Source organism: Paenibacillus sp. FW126-R14 (assembly GCF_058789495.1).
Genome location: NZ_JBYTBS010000016.1, coordinates 39,504 through 61,728, shown reverse-complemented (window position 1 = coordinate 61,728; position 22,225 = coordinate 39,504). Strand labels below are relative to the sequence as shown.

Sequence of the window (22,225 nt, the reverse complement as noted above, 5' to 3'; positions counted from 1 at the left end):
TCCGGGCCTGAATATCCCGCATTCGGCGTATACGTCCACTTGTTCTTGTTTGTCGCGTCCTGCGTCAATGTCCCGTGCGACGGCGCTATTGTTGCCGGTACCGTGTAGATTAGATCATTCACGGCGGTCTGATCGTCCGTAACGCCCAAAGTGATGACCTTCGGTGTGTTTTGATTCAAACCAACCGCTTGTCCTGCTGCCGTCGGCGCTCCGTTCATCGTGATGGTGGTGACGGTAGCTTCACTGCTCGACAAACCTCCCTCATCGGTCACTTTGTACGTGAAGCTATCTGGACCTGAGTATCCCGCACTCGGCGTATACGTCCACTTGTTCTTGTTTGTCGCGTCCTGCGTCAATGTCCCGTGCAACGGCGCTGTTGTCGCCGGTACCGTGTAGATCAGATCATTCACGGCGGTCAGATCGTCCGTAACGCCCAAGGTGATGGCCTTCGGCGTATCTTTAATCACTTGCACCGTCTGGTTCGCCGCTGTCGGCGCTCCGTTCACTGTAATCGTGACCGTAACTTCGCTGCTCGACAAACCTCCCTCGTCGGTCACTTTGTACGTGAAGCTGTCCGGGCCTGAATATCCCGCACTCGGCGTATATGTCCACTTGTTCTTGTTTGTCGTGTCCTGCGTCAATGTCCCGTGCGAAGGCGCTATTGTTGCCGGTACCGTGTAGATTAGATCATTCACGGCGGTCTGATCGTCCGTAACGCCCAAAGTGATGACCTTCGGTGTGTTTTGATTCAAACCAACCGATTGAGCCGCTGCAGTTGGCGGGCCGTTTACAACCGTTACGTTCGTTGTCACCGTATTGGAAACAAGGCCGATACCCGTGACTTCGGCAGAACCGCTGGTTATCGTCAGTGGCGTACCTGGCGCGGTAGTACTAAAAGTCAGCACCTTGCTGCCATTCGCAGGAACCGTGATACCTGATTGCGTTTGTGCTTCGCTGGTGACGTTAAGACCTGTTTTAGGTGAACTTGTATAGTTATAAACGGTAACCGTATAGTTGATAGTACCGTTTGGCTGAACAGTCGCCGGACCGGTCTTGACAATGCCCATTTCCAGATCCAGTCTGCCGTTGTTCCCAAGCTTCATAATTACTTTTTCACCGGAAAGCGACTCCTCGGTAACATAAGTTGCCCCGATCCCACTTGTCTTGGAAACCGTCCGCGGGCTAGTCAACGCTTGATAGTAAGGACTGTCGGTAGGTGGAGTGAAGTAAGCCGCCGTTTTTGCCCCTCCTGCGGCATTGCCGGAATTGAGATAGTAGGCAAGATCCACCACACTGTCTGGCGATGCTGTAAATGTGGGTTTTACATTATAGTTAAGTGCAAAAGAACCACTTGTTGGCGCCGTATATTGTCCCGCCACCGGACTAGTCCGGTTTGTAAAGCGGTAAATGTGCGGCTGCATATCTGCCGAATCAATGTACCAGGTGAGACTGGTAACGCCGCCAACCGCCTGAATGACAGCCTTGCTTCCGTATCCGGCGAATTTATACGCCGTACCGCCGGTTATGCTCAAACTGGCATCAACTGCCGCAACAGCATCCCCTATTTTCAGCGTGGACGGATCGACGGCCAAACCATTACCGATTTCGTCAACGATGACAATGGCGCTCGCGATCTTGGCCGTTTCTGAACCTCCGCCAAGCCCCCCGCCTGCGGGTATATCAAGAAGCGGAAGGATGGTCGTGGAAGCCTCTACATCACTGGCCAATCCGTTGAAGGCTCCGCTGAGTAAGTCATAGCTCGAAGCAAATGTATAATAATTGCTGTAGACAAAAGCATTTGCATAGTTAATACCACTCGGTCCAGAGGCCGCAAAAGCTGTTAGCTTGCTATAGGTATTGACTGCCGAACCCTCTCTAAAACTACTATTTGTTCTATTATCATAAAGCGTTTGCGGGTCAAGGCCCGCCCAAGCGTAAACCGGATTGCTACCGCTTGGTCCGTTAATTGCTGCTGCTGAGCCCAAACCCACCGTGTAAAACTTGGATTCCGTGGACTCTCCGTTGTAAGCTGTGTACTTCTCTCCTATAATCTTTTTCATATACGCGCCGGTGAGAGTGGTCAGCGCAGCGATTTCATCCGTGCCCGTCGTTGTCGACGCGGATCCGCTGGCAGGCACGTAATTACTGTCAGAGTTGCTTGGTCTGTTATAATTTGCAATTGTTGTAGCGTCCGTTAACGCATTGCTAAAATCAGTCTCAAACGATTTGCCTTTGGGCGAAGTAGACCATGCTTTTTTGGCATTTACAGCCGCCCCGTCTGACAGGATAAATACATAAGGCTGGCGCTTGGGTCCGGTTCCCCTCGTTCCCAAATCCTTGATCGTCTTGGAGATGCCGTACATAATTCCATCCTGCGTCGGCGTCCCTGCCCCAAGCGGTACTTTCGTTCCTGAATAAGATTGGCCATCCTTTTTAAGATTGCCGTTCGGTGTGATGGAATAATCCGATGCATAGACCAAATAGTCTTCGTTCTCATGACCGGCAGTAAGCACATAATGACCCAGATCCATCATTGTACCGAGGTGGTTTCCTGTAGCCGCTGCTCCAAACCAATATACCGCAACACGATTATTAGGGTTTGCATTCATGACCGTGCGGATTGCGGCATTGGCCGCCAGCGCCATAGCTTGTACACGATAATAATTGCCTGATTGCCCTGCTGGTTTCGCTATATCATTTCCAGTAGAACCCATAGACAGACTCATGTCCAAAATAAACGTCACATCCGCCGCTGGCGTGTTGGCATTTCCACCGCCGACTCCCGGGTTTTGTGAGTTTGTCGTTACATATTCCTGCGCCAATGTAGACAACTTGACGCCGAAACTGCCGTCACCCTCAGCCGTAACGCTCTTGTCCGTCCATATGCGTCCGGCTGAGCCGACAGTGCCGAAACCGCCTGGCGAACCGACAGGTGCCGCATCTGTCGCCGGGTCGGCAGTCAGCTTGATCTGGAACTGATTGTAGTTGGCCGTAGTCGACGGGGTTGCCGCCGCAGCCACTAAGCTGCCGAATGGGGAAAAACCTACAACCCCCAGCATCAGGAGCACAGAAAGCGCAGCTGAAATAAATCTTTTAACGCCATTATTTTTCATACTTATTCCTATTCCTTTCGCTTCGCTCAAGGCACAAACAGAACGGTGCCTTGGGAGATTTTTTTCTGAACAATCTCTGTGCAGAACAATATTTTTCGTACTAATAGTTCATTAGACCTATAATATATCAAAAAAAGTGAAATAAATCACCAGAAAATTCGACAATAATAGGATTAAAGTATCGTAAATTTGTGGATATAGTAGTTAAAAAGTCCTTAATACAGAAACTAAAAAAGGGCCGCAACAACCTGCCACTTGGCAGCTGTTACAGCCCCTAAACCATTCACGACACGATTTCTAGCTTACTCTTCCTCCCCAGTCGTCACTGGGTTGTCTTCCCATGAGATCCAATCGCTCCAGCTTCTATCTCCGCACGCCCCCGCATGCTTGAATAGTTCCAAAGTCAAAAAGTAGGGGTTCCGGAACGCCAAAGATTACCCGAAAAACATGGTGTACGAAGGCGAGTCACCTGCAAATAAGTCCATTTACATTATTGCTGGCTGGCCAAGTACTGATCAAGCTGCTCGAATGTACCGCCGAATCCTTGTTTGACCATCGGCTTCATGGCTTCGAATGCTGCCATTTCCTCTTCCGATGCATTCACCGGACCGCCGCTGAATGTTACTGTGGTCTTTCCATCTTCTTCTGTGAAAGTTAGGATGTTGATAATCTCAAGCGGCCAATTCGGGTTAAAAGGAGCCCGAACTATATTCCCTTCTTCGTCACTAAACGATTGAATGAAAACAAGCTTTTCTGGCGCGATCACTTCTTGATAAACAAATTCCCCCCACATTCTCATCCCATCAGGGGATTTCTGGCAGCCAAAACGGTAAGTGGACCGTTACGCAGCAGCTCCACAATCCGCAAAACGAGTGGGCTCTGCAAAAGCACCGAGCGTTTCCGGTTCCATTAGAGCGCTTGAGTGGCCTGAGCGAGTAGCGAGGAAAGCACGGTGTAGTCTGGGGAAACTCCCTCTTTAATTTTGATCCATTTGCGTTCCGGCGGTCCTTCGAAGCCCTTTGGAAATTCCATCCCAGTTGTGTTCATGATCATAAAGGCTATCGCATCCTTCGAAGGTGAAATCACCGCGGCATAGTGGCCATTTTTCAGAAAATGGGGCTTCTTGTACTGAATTCGTTCTTCCACCGATGGAATGGTTTGGTGAACCATCTCTCTCAGTTGCTTAGAAAGCTCAATTTGCCAAGCTGCTCCCAAGTTCTCGATAAAGGCGGCAACCTCTTCGTTCATCACTCCCTCATCATCTCCTTTCCTCAAATTTCATTCATATTTTGAATATACCATATTAGGAATATTCCGGTAAAGGAATTTTGTAAAAATTTTCTATTCACGAAATGCTGCACCGCGCCTGCTTGTGGAGAGACAGAAGCAAAACCAACAAGCATGCAATCACCACCTGACCCGACTGCCCAACTGTGGCTGGCTCCGTGGTTCCTGCAACTGCTTTCCCCAGCTTCTTGTTTGCAGGCTGTTGACAGAGAAACCAAAAAAGGGCCGCAACAACCTGCCACTTGGCAGCTGTTACAGCCCCTAAACCGTTTACGACACGATTTCTAGCTTACTCTTCCTCCCCAGTCGCCACCGGGTTGTCTTCCCAACTGATCCAGTCGCTCCAGCTTCCGCTGTAGAGCTTCACATTGTCGAAGCCCGCTTCGCTCAGGCCCAGCACGTTCGGGCACGCCGTCACGCCGGAGCCGCAGTAAACGATGATTTCATCGGCATCGCGCAAGCCGGCAAAATGCTGCTCCTGCTTCGCCGCAGGCAACCACGAGCCATCCGCGCCGAGCACGCCTTTCCAGAAGTAATTCCGGGCGCCGGGAATGTGACCGGCTACGGGATCGATCGGCTCTTCCAAGCCGAGGTAGCGGCGCTCCTCGCGCGAGTCCACGAGCACAACGCCCGGACGGCCAAGCTTGTCCTTGACCTCGTCCATGGAAGCCAGCATCGTGCGCTGCACCTTCGGCGAGAACGTACGCGGATACACAGCGGGCTCTTCATCCGTTACGGGATACCCGGCTGCTTTCCAAGCGGCGTATCCTTGGTCGAGCACGTACACCTCGGAGTGGCCGAGGAATTTCAGCATCCACCATAGGCGCGAAGCCATGGCTCCGCCTTGATCGTCGTAAGCGACGACGGTTTTCGTGCTGTCGATGCCGAGGCTGCCGACGAGGATCGAGAAGGCTCCCAGATCCGGGAGGGGATGCCTGCCGCCGTGCGCCATTTTGGCACCGGATAAGTCTTTCTCCAAATCAACGTATACGGCTCCCGTTATATGGTCCTGCTCATAATTGTTTCTGCCGGATTCTGGCTGTCCTAACGCAAAACGGCAATCCGCAATGACGATGTTGGCATCGCCCAGCTGCCCGAGCAGCCACGATTGGCTCACGATATTTTCCACAGATTATGCCACCTTCCTCTACCTGCAATGACTTGCCCATTTCATTAAACCTTCACTTATTTTATCGTAAAAATCCCGCGCACGGAAGTTATGTTTGGAACTTGGCTGCGGTACATTCAGCTACCTAAAAGAAAGACCGTCAGGCAATGAGCCTAACGGTCTAATGGTTTCTTCGATGTGGTCCCTTCTATGTTGTATTTTATACAACCATTATGGGCTTGATGAAGCTTAAACATCCTCTACATTGTATTTTATACAACGCGGAGGGCTATAAACGGTTGATTCCACGCCATTTAGGCAGAAATGGTTGCACTTTATACAATCAGGTGCCGCTTTGCAGGTCACAGACACCTTTTATGTTGTACTAAGTACAACATAGGCTAGCAGCCGTGAAAATCCCCTAACACAGCTACCGGACGGAGCATCCACACCCCATTACCCGCGGTCAACCGCCGGCGCAGAGACTGGGTTTGGGGCTGCATCGGTTGAATCTTCCTGCGGTTTTACCTTACGGATGAAGAAAGCAAGCACAAGCGCAGCAATACTCAGCCAAGTCGCGATGACGAAGGAGTGATTGATGCCGTAGATCGTTGCCGCTTGCGTAACTTCTGCCATTTGAGCTTTGTTGGTCGGATCGATTCGGCCCGAGATAATGAGCTCTTTTGCATGAGAAGCCGCTTTGTTCGTCATGAATGTCACAAGAAGCGCCGTTCCAAGTGCGCCCGAGACGTTCCGAAGCGTCTGCGACATCGCGGATCCGTGTGCATTCAAGCGCCGCGGCAATTGGTTCATACCTGCTGTTTGAATCGGCATCATGAGCATGGACATCCCAAACATCCGCGTCGTATATACCAGCATCAAATGATTGTAAGTCGAATCTGCTGTAAGCTGGCTGAACTCATAAGTGGTTATAGTTGTAATGATAAGGCCGATAACAGCCAACCAGCGGGCGCCTACTTTGTCGAAAATCATACCCGTAATGGGGGACATAATCCCCATGAGGATTGCTCCCGGCAGCAAGAGCAAACCCGATTCCAGCGGTGTGAAGCCCCTGATGTTTTGCAGGAAGATGGGCAGCAGGATCATGCCTGAGAACATGGCCATCGTGATAATGGCATTGATTAATGTCGTCAGCGAGAACATCGAGTATTTAAATACGCGGAACTCGAGCAACGGCGTTTTACCTTTTACCGAGCGTATAACAAAGAGCAGCAAAGAAATGGCGCCCACGACAAGACAGGTCACAACATTCGTGCTTCCCCAACCATCGCTCCCCGCTGCACTGAAACCGTAAAGAATCCCGCCAAAGCCGAGCGTCGAAAGAACAACCCCCAAGATATCGAGGTTCGGTCTTGAGGTTTTAATAACATCCTTCATAGAGATAGCGCCGAATATAACGGCAAAGATAGCAAGTGGCAGAACGATATAAAACAGAACATGCCAATGGTAATGCTCCACAATCCATCCGGACATCGTCGGCCCGATAGCCGGAGCGAAAATCATCGCGATCCCCATCATGCCCATAGCTTTACCGCGTTCAGCGACAGGAAAAATCGTTAGAACCACAACGGACATAAGCGGCATCAGAATCCCGGCACCGACAGCTTGCACAAGACGGCCAGCCAAAAGCATACTAAAACTTCCGGATAACGCACATATAATCGTTCCGATAGCGAATAATGTCGAGGCAGTTAGAAATAGCCTGCGCGTTGTGAAACGGTTGATCAGGTAGGCACTGATTGGAACGAGAACACCGTTCATGAGCATATAGCCGTTTGACAACCATTGGATCGTGCTTTCATTCACGTTCAGGTCCGTCATCATTTTAGGCAATGCCACATTTAAAACGGTTTGACTTAATAAGGCCACGAATGCTGCGATCAGCAACGAAGCCATGATAGGGCCTTTGCGTAGCGTTGCATTAACCATGCTAATCATTGAGATCATCCTCACTTATATTCTTTAAAATCTTCAAAATCTCATTTTGAACCCGGTTGAGCTGCTCCTGATCCTCCTCAGACAAGTTGAGCAATGGCCGAAGGAGTGCCATACGCGTTTCATTGGATTCCTCCCACAGCGCCGCTCCTTTGTCCGAAAGCTTCAGCGTCATCGCCCGGCGATCTTTCTCGGTGCGTTCACGCGTCACCAGTCCCGATTTGAACATGCGATCGACGATGCCGCTCGTTGTGCTGTTCCCAAGTCTCAGCTTCTCAGAAAGCTCCATGAGCCTGATCCCCGGATACTCTTCAAGAATTCGAAGTACGATGAGCTGGAGCGGCGTAAGCCCATGACGTTGAGCAACTCTGGTCATAACTTGATAGAAAGCTTGATTGACTTCCCGGTACGTCTGGAAAATTTGCATAAAGCGCTGCTGTTCGTCCAAAAGAGCCCCCCTAATTATTTCGTATACGAATTAATATTATGTTCCAAACTTAATGATATGTCAATTTTTATATATGGGTAATGTGGAAACATTCTTAGTATTTGTGATTCTCCCTACATTATGAAACTGATTTTTAGGTCGTATCTGCCGAACAAAACTGCACGCAAAAAAACCTCCAACCGCACGAAGCGGAGATGAAGGTTAACCTGTTATGGTCAGAATGGTGAAAGATAGATTAATCGCCGAGACCAATCGTCGGATTCACAGAATACGTGAGCCAATCGCTGCGATCTCCGCCCATTTTATCGTAAAAAGCTTGCGCACGGAAGTTGTCCTTGGCCGTAGTCCATGATAAATTAGCGTATCCATGTCTGGCCGCATACCCTTTGCAAGCTGCGAAAAGCTTCGCCGCCGCACCTTGACCGCGCTCTGCTTCAATCACGTAGAGATCGTTCATGACCGCTATTTTGGAAGCACGCAAAGTACTGAAGGTAAAATACAAGGTCGCGAAACCGACCAATGTCCCCTCCTCCGTCTCGGCTACGAATTGAATGCCGTCCTTTTGCTCCAGCAGATGATGGATCAGCCCGTTCAGCTTCTCATCCTCAGGCTGGCGATATTGATAGAAGTCCACGATATAAGCGAGCATTAACGTTTTTAACTGGGGAATATCTTGTATAACAGCTTCACGAACTGTAACTTGGGTCATTGCAATGACCTCCTCTTCCAAATAAAAATCGTTATCTTCATTGTACCCAAAAACTTTCAGTTGCATGGATCGAACTCCAACAACAACCCTGCAACGACTTACAGCTCCTCCATCTCTTTGCGATACAACAGGTACAGCATCCAGACCAGCACGATGCAAAAGCCCGCAGCCCAATAGAGGATGGACGCCACATGCGTGGATACTCCATAATAAGCCGAAGAGAATAACACAAAGGCAGTCAAAAGAGCGGGAAAAAACACATAGTTCTGGGGATGCCACACATGCCGCAGATGCTGCACATTCCAGCCATTCCGTACGTTCCGAGTCTCCCCGGCACTCCCTGCATTCTTTCCATGCCGCTCCAGCCGCAAAGTAAAACCTAATCGGTTCATATGCAAGAGCAACGCCGTAAGACTCGTAAGGAGCGCGGCATAGATCTTCAGCGGATGATACACCGAATCGAGCCTGTCAAAATAATCGTACACGGGAACGCCCGTCACGATGGATACGGCAAATAAAACAATAGCCAAAAAGACGCTATAGCCTACTGCCCCAATCATTACGATCATGAGCGCATGGAGCCCGCGCAATCGAAATAGATAGTGAACGCAAACGGCTTTCAGTACAATAAGAAGCATAGGACTCCAAGACTTCGTACCCGCCATTAAGGTGAATAGATCGATAAAAGAGGAGATGCCTACGGTGCAGATTAGCGCAATCGGCCATTTTTTATTAACCGAAATACGAAATGTATGTAATCCTAGCATGAGCATAGAAAAAAGAATACATGAACTGCCTGAAATATGTAAAAGCCAACCCATGCGAACCTCCAGCCAATAAATGAAAGGGTGATAATCAAATGGCCTATGCAGGCTTACCTTGGCAAATTGTGCCCCTAACAGACACGCACTGCGTGGAAGTATGTACATGGAAATACCCGTCTCCCTATGAGCTGTACAATTGGCCATCATGGGACATCATGCTCCGGGAGCAGACCGAATTCGCAGATGAGAACATTCGAGCTGAACAATACCGGGCCATCGTTGATGAAAAAGAGAGCCTGTGCGGCTTCGTTCAATTCTTCCCGATGCTTGGCGTTATGCGCCTGGGACTGGGCCTCCGTCCGGACCTTTGCGGGAAGGGCAATGGCGCACAATTCGTGCGGCTCATTACCCGCGAAGCGCTGCGGCGAGCTCCAGGGCAGGAGATCGATTTGGAAGTGCTCGTATGGAATGAGCGGGCCATCCGCACTTACGAGCGTGCCGGTTTTTCCATCACCGATACGTATGACAAGAGGACGCCCACCGGCATGGCGCTTTTTCACTGCATGGTGTACGGCGATTACTCAAAATCATAAGCAACCGCCTCGGCCTCGCTCTCTCCCGCATACGTGCGGAGAAGGTCGAGGAAGGGCTTCCCGTAGTTGCGGTATTTGACCTCGCCGACGCCTTTGATCCGCAGCATGGCGGACTCTGAGGTCGGACAGCTCTCGCTCATCTCACGCAGCGTGCTGTCGGAGAATATAATGTACGGCGGCACTTTTTCGCGCGCGGCAATTTCCCGGCGAAGCAGTCGAAGCTGCTCGAACAAAGTATTGTCGACGGCAGCGGCTTTGACCTGCTGCTTGCGCACCTTTTGGAAGACGGGCAGCTTGCCTTGAAGCACTTCCGCTGCGGGCTGCATCAACCGGACAACCGGATACTGGCCTTCGGACAGCTGCAGGAACCCTTCCGAGATTAGCACGTTGATCAGATCGGAAATTTCTTTCTCCGGCAAGTCCCGCATAATGCCATGCGTCGGCAGTCGATCGAACCGGTATTCGACAATTTTCTTCGCTTTGGAGCCCTTGAGCACAGAAGCAACCATCGAAATGCCGAAGCGTTCGTTCATGCGGCGGATGCAGGAGAAAATTTTCTGCGCTTCAACGGTAATATCGACCGTATCGCGGTCGTCTTTGCAGGAGGAACAGTTGCCGCAGGTGTCTTTGATATTCGTTTCATCAAAATAGTGCAAAATAACATTCCGCAAACACCGTGGCGAATAGCAGTAATCAATCATCGTCTGCAGCTTCTTATACTCGTTCGCTTTGCGTTCAGGCGAAAGCTGGTTCTGCTCGATAAGGAATTTCTGCGTCATAATATCCTGTGCGCTGAACAGCAGAATGCACTCGCTCGGCTCCCCGTCCCGCCCTGCGCGGCCGGCCTCCTGATAATAGGCCTCCATATTTTTCGGCATATTATAGTGAATAACATAACGCACGTTCGACTTGTCGATGCCCATTCCGAACGCATTCGTCGCGATCATTACCCGAATATCGTCATAGAGAAACGCTTCCTGCATATAAGAGCGCTCGTCATCCGTCAAACCGGCGTGGTACTTCCCAGCGGCGTAGCCTTTTTTCCGCAAGGACTCGTACAACTCCTCCACATCTTTGCGGGTAGCGGCATAAATAATACCGGGCTGATGCGTGTGCTCTTTCACATAATTGTGGATGTAATCCCGCTTATTCTCTCCGCGAAGAATCGTGAGCTCCAAATTATCGCGGGAAAAGCCGTTCACGAAGATGCCCGCCCGATCCAGCTCCAGCAGCCTTGCGATATCGGCCGTCACCTCGGCTGTGGCTGTAGCGGTAAAGGCCGCTACGATCGGACGATTCGGAAGCTCGCGAATAAACGGAGCAATGGCGACATAGCTGGGGCGGAAATCATGCCCCCATTGGGACACGCAGTGCGCCTCGTCAATGGCCACAAAAGGGAGGTTCAGCGCCGCCATCCGCGCGCGGAACCGCTCCGATTCAAGCCGCTCGGGGGCGATGTACAGCAGCTTGTACTTGCCCTGCATCGCGCCCTGCATCCGTTGTTCGACTTCTCTGGCTTCCAGCGTGCTGTTAATGAACGTCGCCGGAACGCCCAGCGCACCCAGAGCATCCACCTGATCCTTCATTAAGGAAATCAGCGGCGAAATGACGAGGGTCACGCCCTCCATCAGCAGCGCGGGGACCTGATAGCAGATCGATTTACCGCCGCCCGTCGGCATAATGCCAAGCGTATCCTTCCCCTCGAGCAGATGGGTAATAATATTTTTCTGCCCTTCGCGGAACTCGGGGTATCCATATACTTGTTGTAAAACCTTCCGTGCACCATCCAACATAGCTTGCATACACCTTTCTTTATCTCACTAAAAGCACTCAACAGACTCGCATTTAAACCAAGTAAATGACGGAAACCAGCTTTTCCCCATCATGAACCTTCAACACGTGATTTCCCGGGTCGTGGCGAACCGAGCCCACACCGATCTGCATCACAGGGCTGCTTCCTAATCCATAGAAAATATCATCAGCCAGCGTACGCAGACATTCCTCCTGTTCATTCTGCTCAAGCTCCTGCCAGTCGTCCGCGTTCATGTCCAGCAGCTCATAGAAACCGTCCACCATCTCTATGCCGCGCACGAAATCCGTTACAATGTCCTTATATTCTCTTCCGAATTTTATACCCATGATCAAGTCTCCCTTCGGTAGCTAACCTTCTGTCTTCACTTTATCATATTATAGGTTGGAATGCAGGGTTAACCGATTTTCCCCCGGATAAAAAAATACCGTTTGGCATAAACTGTGGAAATGGGCAATTTCGGAAAAAATCTGTTACTATGGAAGAAGGAATGTACCGCTCGGAGGGTAGGAAAGCACACATGCTGAAACTGCAGATTCCCAAAAATCGAATGAACTACCTAATCAAGCAAATCCCGCTGCATTTCGATGCTGCCGTTCTGGAGCAGGGCTGGGAGTACTATCATAAAGGCCGTGTGGCGGATGTCGATCTGAAGGGCACGAGCATTCAGGCGACGGTTGCAGGCAAGAGACTGCATAACGCGACGGTGAATTTAGAACATTTTGCGGACAGCTCCTGCAGCTGTTCCTTTGATGGCTTTTGCCAGCATATCGGGGCTACGTTCTTCAGTCTTTACGCCCCTTATGGACGGCCGGAGCTGCTTCTTCAACAGTTAAAGCAGCAAATATACGCCAGGAAAAGGCCCGTACGCGGCGCTTCCCCGGCACAAGAACGCAAAGAAGCCGCCAAGGCGAACAAACCCGAGGAAACGGCTCTGCCCGCCGATTGGCATCGTTTTTTCGAAGGCAGATTTCATGGCTTTTCGATTTCGCATCAGCATTCCATCGAAACGTTTTATGACTCTGCACTGGAGTCGCTGCCAGGGTTTGCGGCCGATTGGAAAAGCGCGATGCGCGAAATCTACATGCTCCATATTGTGCTTTTCATGATGCGCAAAATCGAACAATTTTATCAGGAGACCAAAAGCTCCTATTTGTCTTATTATCACGAAAACGGGTGCAAAATCGCCGCCAAAAACTGCGAAGACAAGCTCGTCCAGCTTGCCCAGGGGATGGATATGAACGCCATCTTCACGGCTGAGCCCAAACACCTTCTTGCTACGCTGAAAATGCTCGGGGAATTCGCGCTGCAGGGCAAAGACAGCCCGATCGACTGGCTGTTCGTGTACCGGTTCGTCTGGTGGAAGCTGTCCGGCCAAACAGAAGCGCAGAAAGAAGAGATTCAGCGGCTTGATGCCCTGCTTTCCAAGAAGGAACAGCTTGCCAGGAAGAAAGATGCGCTGATTGCGGCAAGAGCTCATTTTCACATTATTCAAGGGGATACGGACAGCGCCTTCAGGCTGCTGGAGCTTCTGGCTCATCCCAACGCGAAGGATTATTTCCTGTACCTGAATTATTATTATAACGATAAACAGTGGAACAGCATGCTGGTATGGCTTCGCTGGTTGTTTAAGTCCATTGCGCAGGCCAATCACGATGATTTCCGCACCTTTTGCCAATATTGGCTCGATACTACGAAGCATTTGGAGTCCGATAGCGAATGGGTACAGGTTATGGAGTCTCTGCTGCCTCGCTCGTATTACTATTACACAGCCTATTTGCTGCAGACCAAACGGTACCGCCAATGGGTGGATTTGCAGCTCGCCAACCGCATTTCGCCGCTGAACCTGTACACGCTGGAGTTGAAAGCAATCGAAGAACACGATGCGGCTCTGCTCCTTCCTCTGTATCATCAAGCGGCGGAACGGGCGGTTTTGGAGAAAAACAGAGCTTCCTACAAGACCGCCGTCCGTCTTCTGAAGAAGCTTCACGCGCTTTACAAACAATTAGGCCAAAACGATCGCTGGGAGCACTATGTGTACCGTTTATCGGATAAATTCTCACGCTTGCGTGCCTTCCAAGAAGAGCTCAAGAAAGGAAAATGGATTCGATGATCGAAACCAGCGCGCTGACGGTTCATGTTAATTCCCTCCCCAGCGGCTCCTTGTTCCTATGGGGATCCCGCGAGAACGGCGGCATATGGGACGCCCTTGATTTGAAAAATATGCTCTTTGCCTGGCACCGTTCTTCCTTCTACGGCACCTTCATGGAGCCGAGCGAATGGCAAAATCGCGAAGGCATCGAGCTTGCGCCCCTTGAGGCGCTCGACTATTTCAGCGATCCGCAGCCTGTCCAGCATCTGCAGCTCAGCTGGCATCAAGACTGCGCGGATTTCATTCGCTTAGCGCCTGCGGTTCGCGAGGCACTGGCAGCCGGAAGCTTCATGCCGGATTATGAGAAATGGAAAGCAGGCGAGATCGGCTGGAAGCTGCAGCTTCCGGCCGACCTGCAGGCGCTGGAATCGCCGGCCGTCTCCCGCTGGATTCATGCGCTCATCCCCGAATGGGTGGACGCCGACGGCATGATGAAAGATAATTTGCGCAAACTCGAATCCGCTTATCCGCTCATGCGCCGCGGCGAAATTGCCGACGATCTCTGGCTCGACGAAGAGGACTGGCTCGTCGCCATCGGTTGGCGCCAAGACCGGTCGCCGATGCGCACGTGCCTGCAGCTCGCCGAGCCGGACCTTGCGCACAGCGCTGGCTGGCAGCTGCGCGTGCTGCTGCAGGACCGGCTTGCGCCGGAAGTGCTGCGCACGGTGACGCCTGCCGGCGAGCCGGTGCGGGGCGAACTGCCGCTGCCGGAGGCGTGGCAGCCGGAGCTTGGCCGCGTAGAGCGCGACGCGGCCAAATGGGTACGCATCCTGCCGTGGCTGGATGCGGGCGAAGGCGCCCTCCGTCAGACGCTGACGGAGGAGGAGGCTTGGCGCTTCCTCGCAGAGGGAAGCGTGCGGCTTGTGGAGGCCGGGACGAGTGTGTTCCTCCCGGCCTGGTGGGAGCGCATCCGCAAGATGAAGCCGAAGCTGCGCGCGAAGATCAAGTCTTCCGTCGGTTCGGGACGGGAGACGATGTTCGGGCTGACCCAGTTGATGCAATTCGACTGGAAGCTGGCTGTTGGCGACCTGGAGCTGACGGAAGAGGAATTCCGCCTGCTCCTGGAGGAGAAGCGCAAGCTGATTCAGATACGCGGCAACTGGATTCAGCTCGACCCGAAATTCATGGCGCAGGTCGAGCAAATCATGAAGCAGGTGCAGAAGAAGCAGGGCCTCTCCTTCCGCGATGTGCTGGAGCTGCATTTCGCGGGCGATGCGGCCGGGCTGCTTCCCGAAGAGGACGATCCCGATGCGATGCGCTACATCGAGATGGAGGTCGAGCTGAACGAACAGCTGCGCCACATGGTCGATCAGCTGACACAAAACGCGGCGATTCCTACGGTTGAGCCGCCGCCCAGTTTTCAAGGCTCTCTGCGCCACTATCAAGTGGACGGGATTTCTTGGCTGCTGTTCCTGCGGCGCTTCGGCCTCGGCGGCTGCTTAGCCGATGACATGGGGCTCGGCAAAACGATCCAATGGATCACCTATCTGCTCACGGTCAAAGAGACCGAGCAGCCTGCCGCTCCTTCCCTGCTCATTTGCCCGACCTCTGTGCTTGGCAACTGGCAGATGGAGCTGAAACGTTTCGCCCCCTCGCTGAAAGTGCATCTGCACTATGGACCTCAGCGTTTAAAAGGAGCTGCCTTTACGGAGGCTGTCGGCAAAGTTGATTTAGTACTGACTTCTTACACGCTGTCCCATCTGGACGAAACGGAGCTTGGCGGCATCGCCTGGAACTCCATTTGTCTGGACGAAGCGCAAAATATAAAAAATGCGTATACGAAGCAAGCCTCGGCGATCCGCCGCTTGAACGGCTACCATCGCATTGCGTTGACGGGTACGCCGATCGAGAACCGGCTCACAGAACTGTGGTCGATCTTCGACTTCGCCAACCCCGGTTATCTCGGCACGGTGCGCGAGTTTACGCATCGCTACGTGAATGCGATCGAGAAAACGCGCGATAGCGAGATCATCGGCAAAGTTCAGAAGCTGATCCGCCCGTTCCTGCTGCGCCGCGAGAAGAAAGACCCGGCGATTCAGCTGGATCTGCCCGAAAAGAACGAGTCCAAAACGTTCATCTCGCTGACCGCCGAGCAGGGCTCGTTGTACGAAAACTATATCCAGGACATGTTTGACCGGCTGGATACGCTCTCCGCGATGGAGCGGCGCGGGCTCATCCTCGCCGCGCTGACGAAGCTCAAGCAGGTATGCAACCACCCTGCTTTGCTGCTCAAGGAAGGGCTTGCCGCCCCGTGGAGCGGACGCTCGAACAAGCTCGAGCGCCTGCTGGAAATGGTCCAGGAGCTGCGCCAGGAAGGCGACAAATGCCTGATCTTCACGCAATTTGTCGAGACCGGCAACCTGCTTCAGCATGTGCTGCAGCAGGAGCTGGGCGAGCCCGTGCTGTTTCTGCATGGCGGAACGACCAAAACCGGGCGCGATAGCATGATCGCGCACTTCCAGAGCACGGATGACCTGCCGGCGGAGGAGCAGCGCAATGTGTTCATTCTTTCGCTGAAGGCCGGGGGCATCGGGCTCAATTTGACGGCGGCGAACCATGTGTTCCACTATGATCGCTGGTGGAACCCCGCCGTCGAGAACCAAGCGACGGACCGCGCCTTCCGTATTGGGCAGACGCGCCATGTGCAGGTGCACAAGTTCGTCACGCTCGGCACGCTGGAAGAGCGCATCGACGAGATGATCGAGCGCAAGCTCGGCCTCAGCCAGCAGATCGTCGGCTCCGGCGAGAACTGGATCACCGAGCTGTCGACCGACGAGCTGCGCGATTTGTTCTCGCTGCGCCGCGAGTGGGTTGAGGCGTAGGCCGTGCTGAGCGCCATGGCGGATGGTGGATGCTGGGGCTGAGCCACATGGTGGATGCTGGGGCTGGGCCACATGGCGGATGCTGGGGCCTCTGTGGCTGCTGCAGATGCAGCAGCCAGCATAGTCGCGGCGGACGTATTATTCCGCTAGCTGACTTTGCTTCAACCGTGTGCGAGTCTGTGTTATGTAGGAACTGCAGGCCGCTATTTAGGCCATAAACGGAGTCTTCACAATCTCAGGTGAACAGCAGGGCCTTATTTCACTGAAATGAGCCCTTTTCTAACCAAAACGGCAAAATAGAGGATTATAGTTCCCCATTGCTGGCTCAAAGAGCTATTATCGGTGGAATAGTGTCCTCACGTTACCTTTACTGTGAGGGAGTGGGGCACGCGCTTTATGCGTCTTTTGTGCCTCCCCATTCCCATGTCACAAAAAAGACCGTCTAGCTTGATGCCTGACGGTCTTTCTCTACGTTGTATGTCATACAACAGTATTTCTGTATTTTGTTTTTGCTCCGCTCTATGTTGAACTTTGTACCACAGTATTTCTGTACTGCGCCTCTGTTCCACTCTATGTTGAACTTTGTACCACAGTATTTCTGTATTGTGCCTCTGTCCCACATGTTGAACTTTGTACCACAGTATCTCTGTACTGCGCCTCTGTCCCACTCTATGTTGAACTTTGTACCACAATATTTCTGTACTGTGCCTCTGTTCCACTCTATGTTGAACTTTGTACCACAGTATTTCTGTATTGTGTTCTTGTTCCGCTCTATATTGTACTTCGTACCACAGTATCTCTGTACTGCGCCTCTGTTCCACTCTATATTGTACTTCGTACAACATTAATGCTATATTTCCACCCCTGCTCCACCCTATGTTGTACAAAGTGCAACGTTTCGGGCTGAAATGGACTATTTTTAGGATATTTCGGCAAAATGAGTGTATATTGTACAATGAACGCTAGGATGGCGACGTAAAGACCACCTTTATATTGCACTTTATACAACGAAGACGGGCATTATAGAGAAAGCTCTACCTTGTCGTAGATTCCCGCCCGGCCCTGCCTAAATCATCAAATCCAAAAACAAATAATACCCATCACCCAACGCGCAGGAGTAGGTCTGAATTTGATGCGAAGTATCCAAATCCGTGTATACTTGCGATAAAGTCCCCTGCTTCTGCAGGTTCATCATAAGAATGTTGGAGATAAAATACGGACGCCACGTCCAGTTCGCTCCGCGGTAGCTTACATCTTTGCTCCAGGCATCGTTTTTGCGGATGTAGTTGGAAGAAATTTGTGAGCCGTCCTCCATGCATATGTAAATCCGAATACAATTATCGGTCACAGTATTAATCGTATGTTCAATAAGCCGGTCCGCATCTTCCGCCGATACAATCCCATAAGCCGATTGGGTCAGGGCGTCCAAATTTCGGTGAATGGCTGACAAGTGGCTGTTTCGTTGAAACTCGCCTTGGCCGAACAGGTTCATTTCTTCTTTGAGCAGCGGCTTGAAAGCATCCTTATATTGCAGATACGGCTCTGCTTTGGAGAAGAGGTAGCCTTGAACATACCTAGCTCCCACTTGCAGCGCACTGTGCAGCTCCTGCTTCGTTTCAACTCCCTCTACGAGCAGGGAAGCGCCCATTTGAGCCGCCAGAATGGAGAAGGATTGCATCAATGCTTTATAACCTGCATGGATCGCGCTTTTTTTCAATATATTCAGATCGATTTTCAAAATTTTCGGCTGCAAGCTGGCGATGCGGTCAAAGTTGCTGAACCCGCTGCCCACATCATCTATCGCGATGGTACAGCCGAATTCCCGATAAAGCTCCACAATTTGGGTAAGCTCATGCAGCTTCCCTGTGAACTCCTCTTCCGTAATCTCAATCACGATACGCGCCGGATTGATATCATATTTTCGCAATAGTTCGATCGTAGGCAGCACGCCTGTGCGTTTATAGGTCCGATAAATCCAAGACGGTTTTAAGTTAATAAATAATGAACTTTGGTCGTGTGCGGAGGCCAGCTGTTCAATCGCCAGCTCCCTGAGGTGTCGATCGATGAGCAGCTGCATATCTTCCGGAATGTCAGGGTTTTTGAAAAAAGGCCCCAAGCTTTCGACATGATTTCCACCAATTCGCCTGCCCAGCGTCTCGTAGCCGATGATCTCCTGCGTTTGAAGAGAAAGAATGGGCTGGAAGAACGGACGTACTTCATGTCTCAGCGGAATCCTGCTGTCATTAACCTGCACGGTATGCGCCCTCCTCATCTGAACTTCCATGTTGCCAAACGTAACATGAACCTAGTAATGAATAGTATTGTAAACGACATTGTCGATTCTTGCAATCCAATTCATGGGAGATAACATAACACGATTGTAAATTGAAGGAATTTTGTTGAGTCTTGTCGAATTTCATCTAAAAATCCAAATCCATCATATATTCTATGTAGAATTCAGGTGACCAAGTGGCAATGAGAACATTCACGAGATCGAGAATCTCCATGTTATACGTTATTTTAATCGTCGTTTTGCTTGCTTTTGTCAGCGTATCCAACTACATTGCTTCACGCAATATGGAGAGTGAAAGCAATGCGATCGTGAATGATTCCATTCCGATCACCAAAACAACGAACAGCTTGCTAACCGATCTGATCAATCAGGAAACCGGCATTCGCGGTTATGAGATAACCGGCAGCGAGCAATATTTGGAGCCTTATACGACAGGCAGAAAGCAGCTGGAGGAAGATCTGGACAACATTCGCATGTACGATAAAAAGTATCCGACCCTGCAGCTTATTATGGATACGCAGGCGATTCCGGCGATTACCAATCTGCAGAAGTTCTTTGACTCCCAGCTGGAGCTGATTCGCGCAGGCAAATTGGATGAAGCCAAGTCCCGGACGGCAGCCGGCAAGACAATGATGGATCGTTACCGTGTCATCCATACGAGCATCGAGAAGATCATTGGACAAATTACAGAAGATGCCTACGAAACTTCGCTCAAAGCAGGCAAAACCTCCCGGGCCATTACACTGGTTGGAGGCATTATCGCTTTAATTGCAGGGGTGCTGTCCCTCTTCATCTCCTTCCGGGCTATTCATGCCGAAGAAGAGCTTCGTAAAAGCGAGGAAACTTACCGCTATATGGCCGAGAGCCTCGAAACGCAGAATGAGGAGATCATTGCCCAGCAGGAAGAGCAGCAGGTCACTTTAGCCAAGCTGTCCGAGAGGGAGCAAGATCTTGAGCTGATTTCCTCCTACCAAGAGAAACTTACCGGCTACGTGGAACTCAAGGATTTCTTGAAGCATACGCTGCCTGCGCTGTTGAATTCCCTGCTGCAGGATGCAGCCCTTGTCGTGATGAAACGGGAAAACGCGGGCACGACTCCCTCCTATGAGGTCATCCATTCCATCGGGTATCCGAAGGATCACATCCAGGTGCATCAGAAGGAGCTTTTTGGGCCGGCAAGGCGGGTTTTCGAAGAAGGAACGAATCTGATCCACACGCGGGATGTCTCCGGGCATGAAAAGGGTGTGCATGGCGGAATGAACCATGCTGTCGATCACTATGTTCCACTGCTCGACGATAAACAGACGGTCATCGGCTTCCTTCTGCTTACGAGCTACCAAAGCTCCGTGTTCCAAGAAAACAACCAACGCTTGACCAAAGGTTTGGTCCGTCAATTCGGCTTGGCGTTCTTCGCGCAGGTGATGAATGACGAGAGAGTGAAGCAGGCCGCTCATTTGGCGGAATTGAACGATGAACTCATTGCCGAAAAACTGTTAATCGAAGGTCAACGCGACCTGATTCAAAATATTTTGGAATCGGCGCACGAAGGCATGATGATGTGCGATTCCCAAGGGACGATCCTTTTCTCCAATCACCGAATGAACCGCTATTTTGGCCTGAACGAGCGCATCGGCGAGAATTTGGTGACTTGCTGCCACGCTATCGCTGCTGAAACGACGAGCTTTTTTGGTGCGGCGGCTTCGATTGAAGCGCTGATTAACGGCACGCATACGCATCTTACGCAGCGTTTTGGCTTTGTGCTTGACGACCAGCCCCAGCATGCGGAGCTTTATGCGACCGTCGTCAGTGAAGATACGGAACAGCAAGGATACCTCTTTGTTTTCCGTGACCGGACAGAAGAAGAACGTGTGGATGAAATGAAGAATGAGTTCATTTCCATTGTCTCTCATGAGCTGCGGACTCCCTTGGCCAGCGTGCTCGGCTTCATCGAGATTTTGCTGCATCGCGAGCTGCCGCAAGATAAACAGAAGAAATACATGGAAACCATTTATAAAGAAGCTCACCGTCTATCGAATTTAATTAACGATTTCCTTGATTTGCAGCGGATGGAGTCCGGCCGGCAGTTATACCATTTCTCCCCGATCAATTTGCTGCCGACCGTACAGGATATCGTCGATCAATGGCAGGACAAGCAAAACCACAGCATCGTCATTCACCAGCAGGAGAAAGAATTATGGGTACGGGCAGACGCGGACCGGATCCGGCAAGTATTCCACAATCTGATCTCCAATGCGATTAAATATTCTCCGGGGGCGGAGCGCGTCGACATTTATTTGTCCGCAGCGAACGGTAAAATTGTCGCATCCGTGCAGGATTACGGACTTGGCATCCCGGAGGAGGCCCATGATCAAATGTTCTCCAAGTTTTTCCGGGTCGATAATTCCGACCGCCGCCAAATCGGGGGAACCGGCTTAGGCTTAGCCATTGTGAAAGAAATCGTCGAAGGGCATAACGGACAGATCTCCTACGAGTCTCAAATGGGGGAAGGCACTACTTTCCGAATTGAATTCGAGCAGTACAAGCTATCTTCCATGGAAGGGAAAATCGTTATTTTCGAAGATGATGACGACCTCGCCAAACTGATCCAAGTTGCGCTGAATAAGCTAGATCTCCCTTCGATTCAATTGCGCTCTGCGGAAGAAGGCATTATCGCTTTGAACCGCTGCAAAGGCGAGCCGATTCTGTTCATCGTGGATATTCATCTTGAAGGCGTTAAGAACGGATGGGATTTCATCTCCGACTTATCCAGGCACCCGATGTACTACCAAACTCCGGTGATTGTATCGACCGCACTCGATCAGCCGCAAGATTTCCACGAAAAGGATATTCAGAAATATCTTAAAAAACCTTTCTCGATGCAGCGACTCGTCCAGGTTGCCAAAAATTTGCTGGATAACAAGAAAAGCAATGCATATGTTTTTCCGGCGCAGGACAAAGACTCTCTCTCCAGTACTCTACAGCGCAACGGAATCGATGTGCTTGAGATGAAAGAAAATATGGATATGATTGAAGTAGAAATTAAGAAGCCGAAGTTAGACGCCTAGATCAGCCTAGTCACTCCTTCTCCGATTCGGGGAAGGGGAGATTTTTTTATTGTAAAGCGACAGGGATTTCTCTGCCCGGCGGCCAATATACTAAAGGAAACGCAA

Annotated in this window: 14 protein-coding genes and 1 pseudogene; 4 read left to right on the top strand and 11 right to left on the bottom strand. The window is 51.1% G+C overall.

Translation table 11 applies throughout. The features are described 5' to 3' along the window. From AC3WRW_RS12925 to AC3WRW_RS12890, 8 genes and pseudogenes are all read right to left on the bottom strand, one after another. Positions 1-3,113, bottom strand: a 3,113-nt coding sequence (locus tag AC3WRW_RS12925) for a cadherin-like domain-containing protein (RefSeq protein WP_492546727.1), incomplete at its 3' end; no start/stop codon positions are given. Between the two features lie 490 nt (positions 3,114-3,603). Then, positions 3,604-3,936, bottom strand: a pseudogene (locus AC3WRW_RS12920) (SRPBCC family protein); the annotation flags it as partial. 86 nt (positions 3,937-4,022) lie between these two features. Continuing rightward, a complete protein-coding gene (locus AC3WRW_RS12915; protein ID WP_492546766.1) occupies positions 4,023-4,361 on the bottom strand; it encodes a DUF1801 domain-containing protein in 339 nt (112 codons plus the stop codon). Positions 4,362-4,689: 328 nt separating this feature from the next. Next, positions 4,690-5,529, bottom strand: coding sequence for a sulfurtransferase (locus AC3WRW_RS12910; RefSeq protein WP_492546726.1), 840 nt, complete (start codon positions 5,527-5,529; stop codon positions 4,690-4,692). A 435-nt stretch (positions 5,530-5,964) separates the two neighbouring features. Continuing rightward, entirely contained in the window at positions 5,965-7,467 is a 1,503-nt protein-coding gene (locus AC3WRW_RS12905; protein WP_492546725.1) for a DHA2 family efflux MFS transporter permease subunit, read from the bottom strand. Then, positions 7,460-7,912: a MarR family winged helix-turn-helix transcriptional regulator gene (locus AC3WRW_RS12900; protein ID WP_492546724.1), complete on the bottom strand. Its 453-nt coding sequence runs from the start codon at positions 7,910-7,912 to the stop codon at positions 7,460-7,462. Before AC3WRW_RS12900 ends, AC3WRW_RS12905 begins: the two co-directional genes overlap by 8 nt. Before the next feature lie 235 nt (positions 7,913-8,147). Continuing rightward, on the bottom strand, positions 8,148-8,687 hold the full coding sequence (locus AC3WRW_RS12895) for a GNAT family N-acetyltransferase (RefSeq protein WP_492546723.1): 540 nt from the start codon (positions 8,685-8,687) through the stop codon (positions 8,148-8,150). A 32-nt stretch (positions 8,688-8,719) separates the two neighbouring features. Then, complete coding sequence (locus AC3WRW_RS12890) at positions 8,720-9,442, bottom strand: hypothetical protein (protein ID WP_492546722.1); 723 nt, start codon at positions 9,440-9,442, stop codon at positions 8,720-8,722. A 38-nt stretch (positions 9,443-9,480) separates the two neighbouring features. Between AC3WRW_RS12890 and AC3WRW_RS12885 the strand changes: the two genes are divergently transcribed. Then, entirely contained in the window at positions 9,481-9,978 is a 498-nt protein-coding gene (locus AC3WRW_RS12885; RefSeq protein WP_492546721.1) for a GNAT family N-acetyltransferase, read from the top strand. On the opposite strand, the gene recQ is transcribed toward AC3WRW_RS12885, so the two are convergent. Then, positions 9,963-11,771 carry a DNA helicase RecQ gene (gene recQ, locus AC3WRW_RS12880; protein ID WP_492546720.1) on the bottom strand — a complete coding sequence of 603 codons (1,809 nt, stop codon included), beginning with the start codon at positions 11,769-11,771 and terminating at the stop codon, positions 9,963-9,965. The genes AC3WRW_RS12885 and recQ overlap by 16 nt on opposite strands. Positions 11,772-11,823: 52 nt before the next feature. Then, complete coding sequence (locus AC3WRW_RS12875; RefSeq protein WP_171685347.1) at positions 11,824-12,117, bottom strand: hypothetical protein; 294 nt, start codon at positions 12,115-12,117, stop codon at positions 11,824-11,826. Positions 12,118-12,308: 191 nt separating this feature from the next. Here AC3WRW_RS12875 and AC3WRW_RS12870 point away from each other — a divergent pair, with 191 nt between their 5' ends. Together AC3WRW_RS12870 and AC3WRW_RS12865 are read left to right on the top strand one after the other, a co-directional pair. After that, positions 12,309-13,901 carry an SWIM zinc finger family protein gene (locus tag AC3WRW_RS12870; protein WP_492546719.1) on the top strand — a complete coding sequence of 531 codons (1,593 nt, stop codon included), beginning with the start codon at positions 12,309-12,311 and terminating at the stop codon, positions 13,899-13,901. Next, positions 13,889-16,762 carry a DEAD/DEAH box helicase gene (locus AC3WRW_RS12865; RefSeq protein WP_492546718.1) on the top strand — a complete coding sequence of 958 codons (2,874 nt, stop codon included), beginning with the start codon at positions 13,889-13,891 and terminating at the stop codon, positions 16,760-16,762. Before AC3WRW_RS12870 ends, AC3WRW_RS12865 begins: the two co-directional genes overlap by 13 nt. A gap of 1,066 nt (positions 16,763-17,828) precedes the next feature. Here AC3WRW_RS12865 and AC3WRW_RS12860 read toward each other — a convergent pair. Beyond that, the gene (locus AC3WRW_RS12860; protein ID WP_492546717.1) at positions 17,829-19,016 is read right to left on the bottom strand and encodes an EAL domain-containing protein; all 1,188 of its coding nucleotides are present in this window, start codon (positions 19,014-19,016) and stop codon (positions 17,829-17,831) included. A 251-nt stretch (positions 19,017-19,267) separates the two neighbouring features. Here AC3WRW_RS12860 and AC3WRW_RS12855 point away from each other — a divergent pair, with 251 nt between their 5' ends. Then, on the top strand, positions 19,268-22,120 hold the full coding sequence (locus tag AC3WRW_RS12855; RefSeq protein WP_492546716.1) for an ATP-binding protein: 2,853 nt from the start codon (positions 19,268-19,270) through the stop codon (positions 22,118-22,120). The last annotated feature ends 105 nt before the right edge of the window (positions 22,121-22,225 follow it).

What these genes read in the sequence shown, in the direction of transcription:
- AC3WRW_RS12915 (WP_492546766.1), bottom strand. Translation starts at nt 4,361, where the DNA reads ATGAACGAAGAGGTTGCCGCCTTTATCGAGAACTTGGGAGCAGCTTGG.
- AC3WRW_RS12905 (WP_492546725.1), bottom strand. Translation starts at nt 7,467, where the DNA reads ATGATTAGCATGGTTAATGCAACGCTACGCAAAGGCCCTATCATGGCT.
- AC3WRW_RS12895 (WP_492546723.1), bottom strand. Translation starts at nt 8,687, where the DNA reads ATGCAACTGAAAGTTTTTGGGTACAATGAAGATAACGATTTTTATTTG.
- AC3WRW_RS12890 (WP_492546722.1), bottom strand. Translation starts at nt 9,442, where the DNA reads ATGGGTTGGCTTTTACATATTTCAGGCAGTTCATGTATTCTTTTTTCT.
- AC3WRW_RS12885 (WP_492546721.1), top strand. Translation starts at nt 9,481, where the DNA reads ATGGCCTATGCAGGCTTACCTTGGCAAATTGTGCCCCTAACAGACACG.
- recQ (WP_492546720.1), bottom strand. Translation starts at nt 11,771, where the DNA reads ATGTTGGATGGTGCACGGAAGGTTTTACAACAAGTATATGGATACCCC.
- AC3WRW_RS12875 (WP_171685347.1), bottom strand. Translation starts at nt 12,117, where the DNA reads ATGGGTATAAAATTCGGAAGAGAATATAAGGACATTGTAACGGATTTC.
- AC3WRW_RS12870 (WP_492546719.1), top strand. Translation starts at nt 12,309, where the DNA reads ATGCTGAAACTGCAGATTCCCAAAAATCGAATGAACTACCTAATCAAG.
- AC3WRW_RS12865 (WP_492546718.1), top strand. Translation starts at nt 13,889, where the DNA reads ATGGATTCGATGATCGAAACCAGCGCGCTGACGGTTCATGTTAATTCC.
- AC3WRW_RS12855 (WP_492546716.1), top strand. Translation starts at nt 19,268, where the DNA reads ATGTTATACGTTATTTTAATCGTCGTTTTGCTTGCTTTTGTCAGCGTA.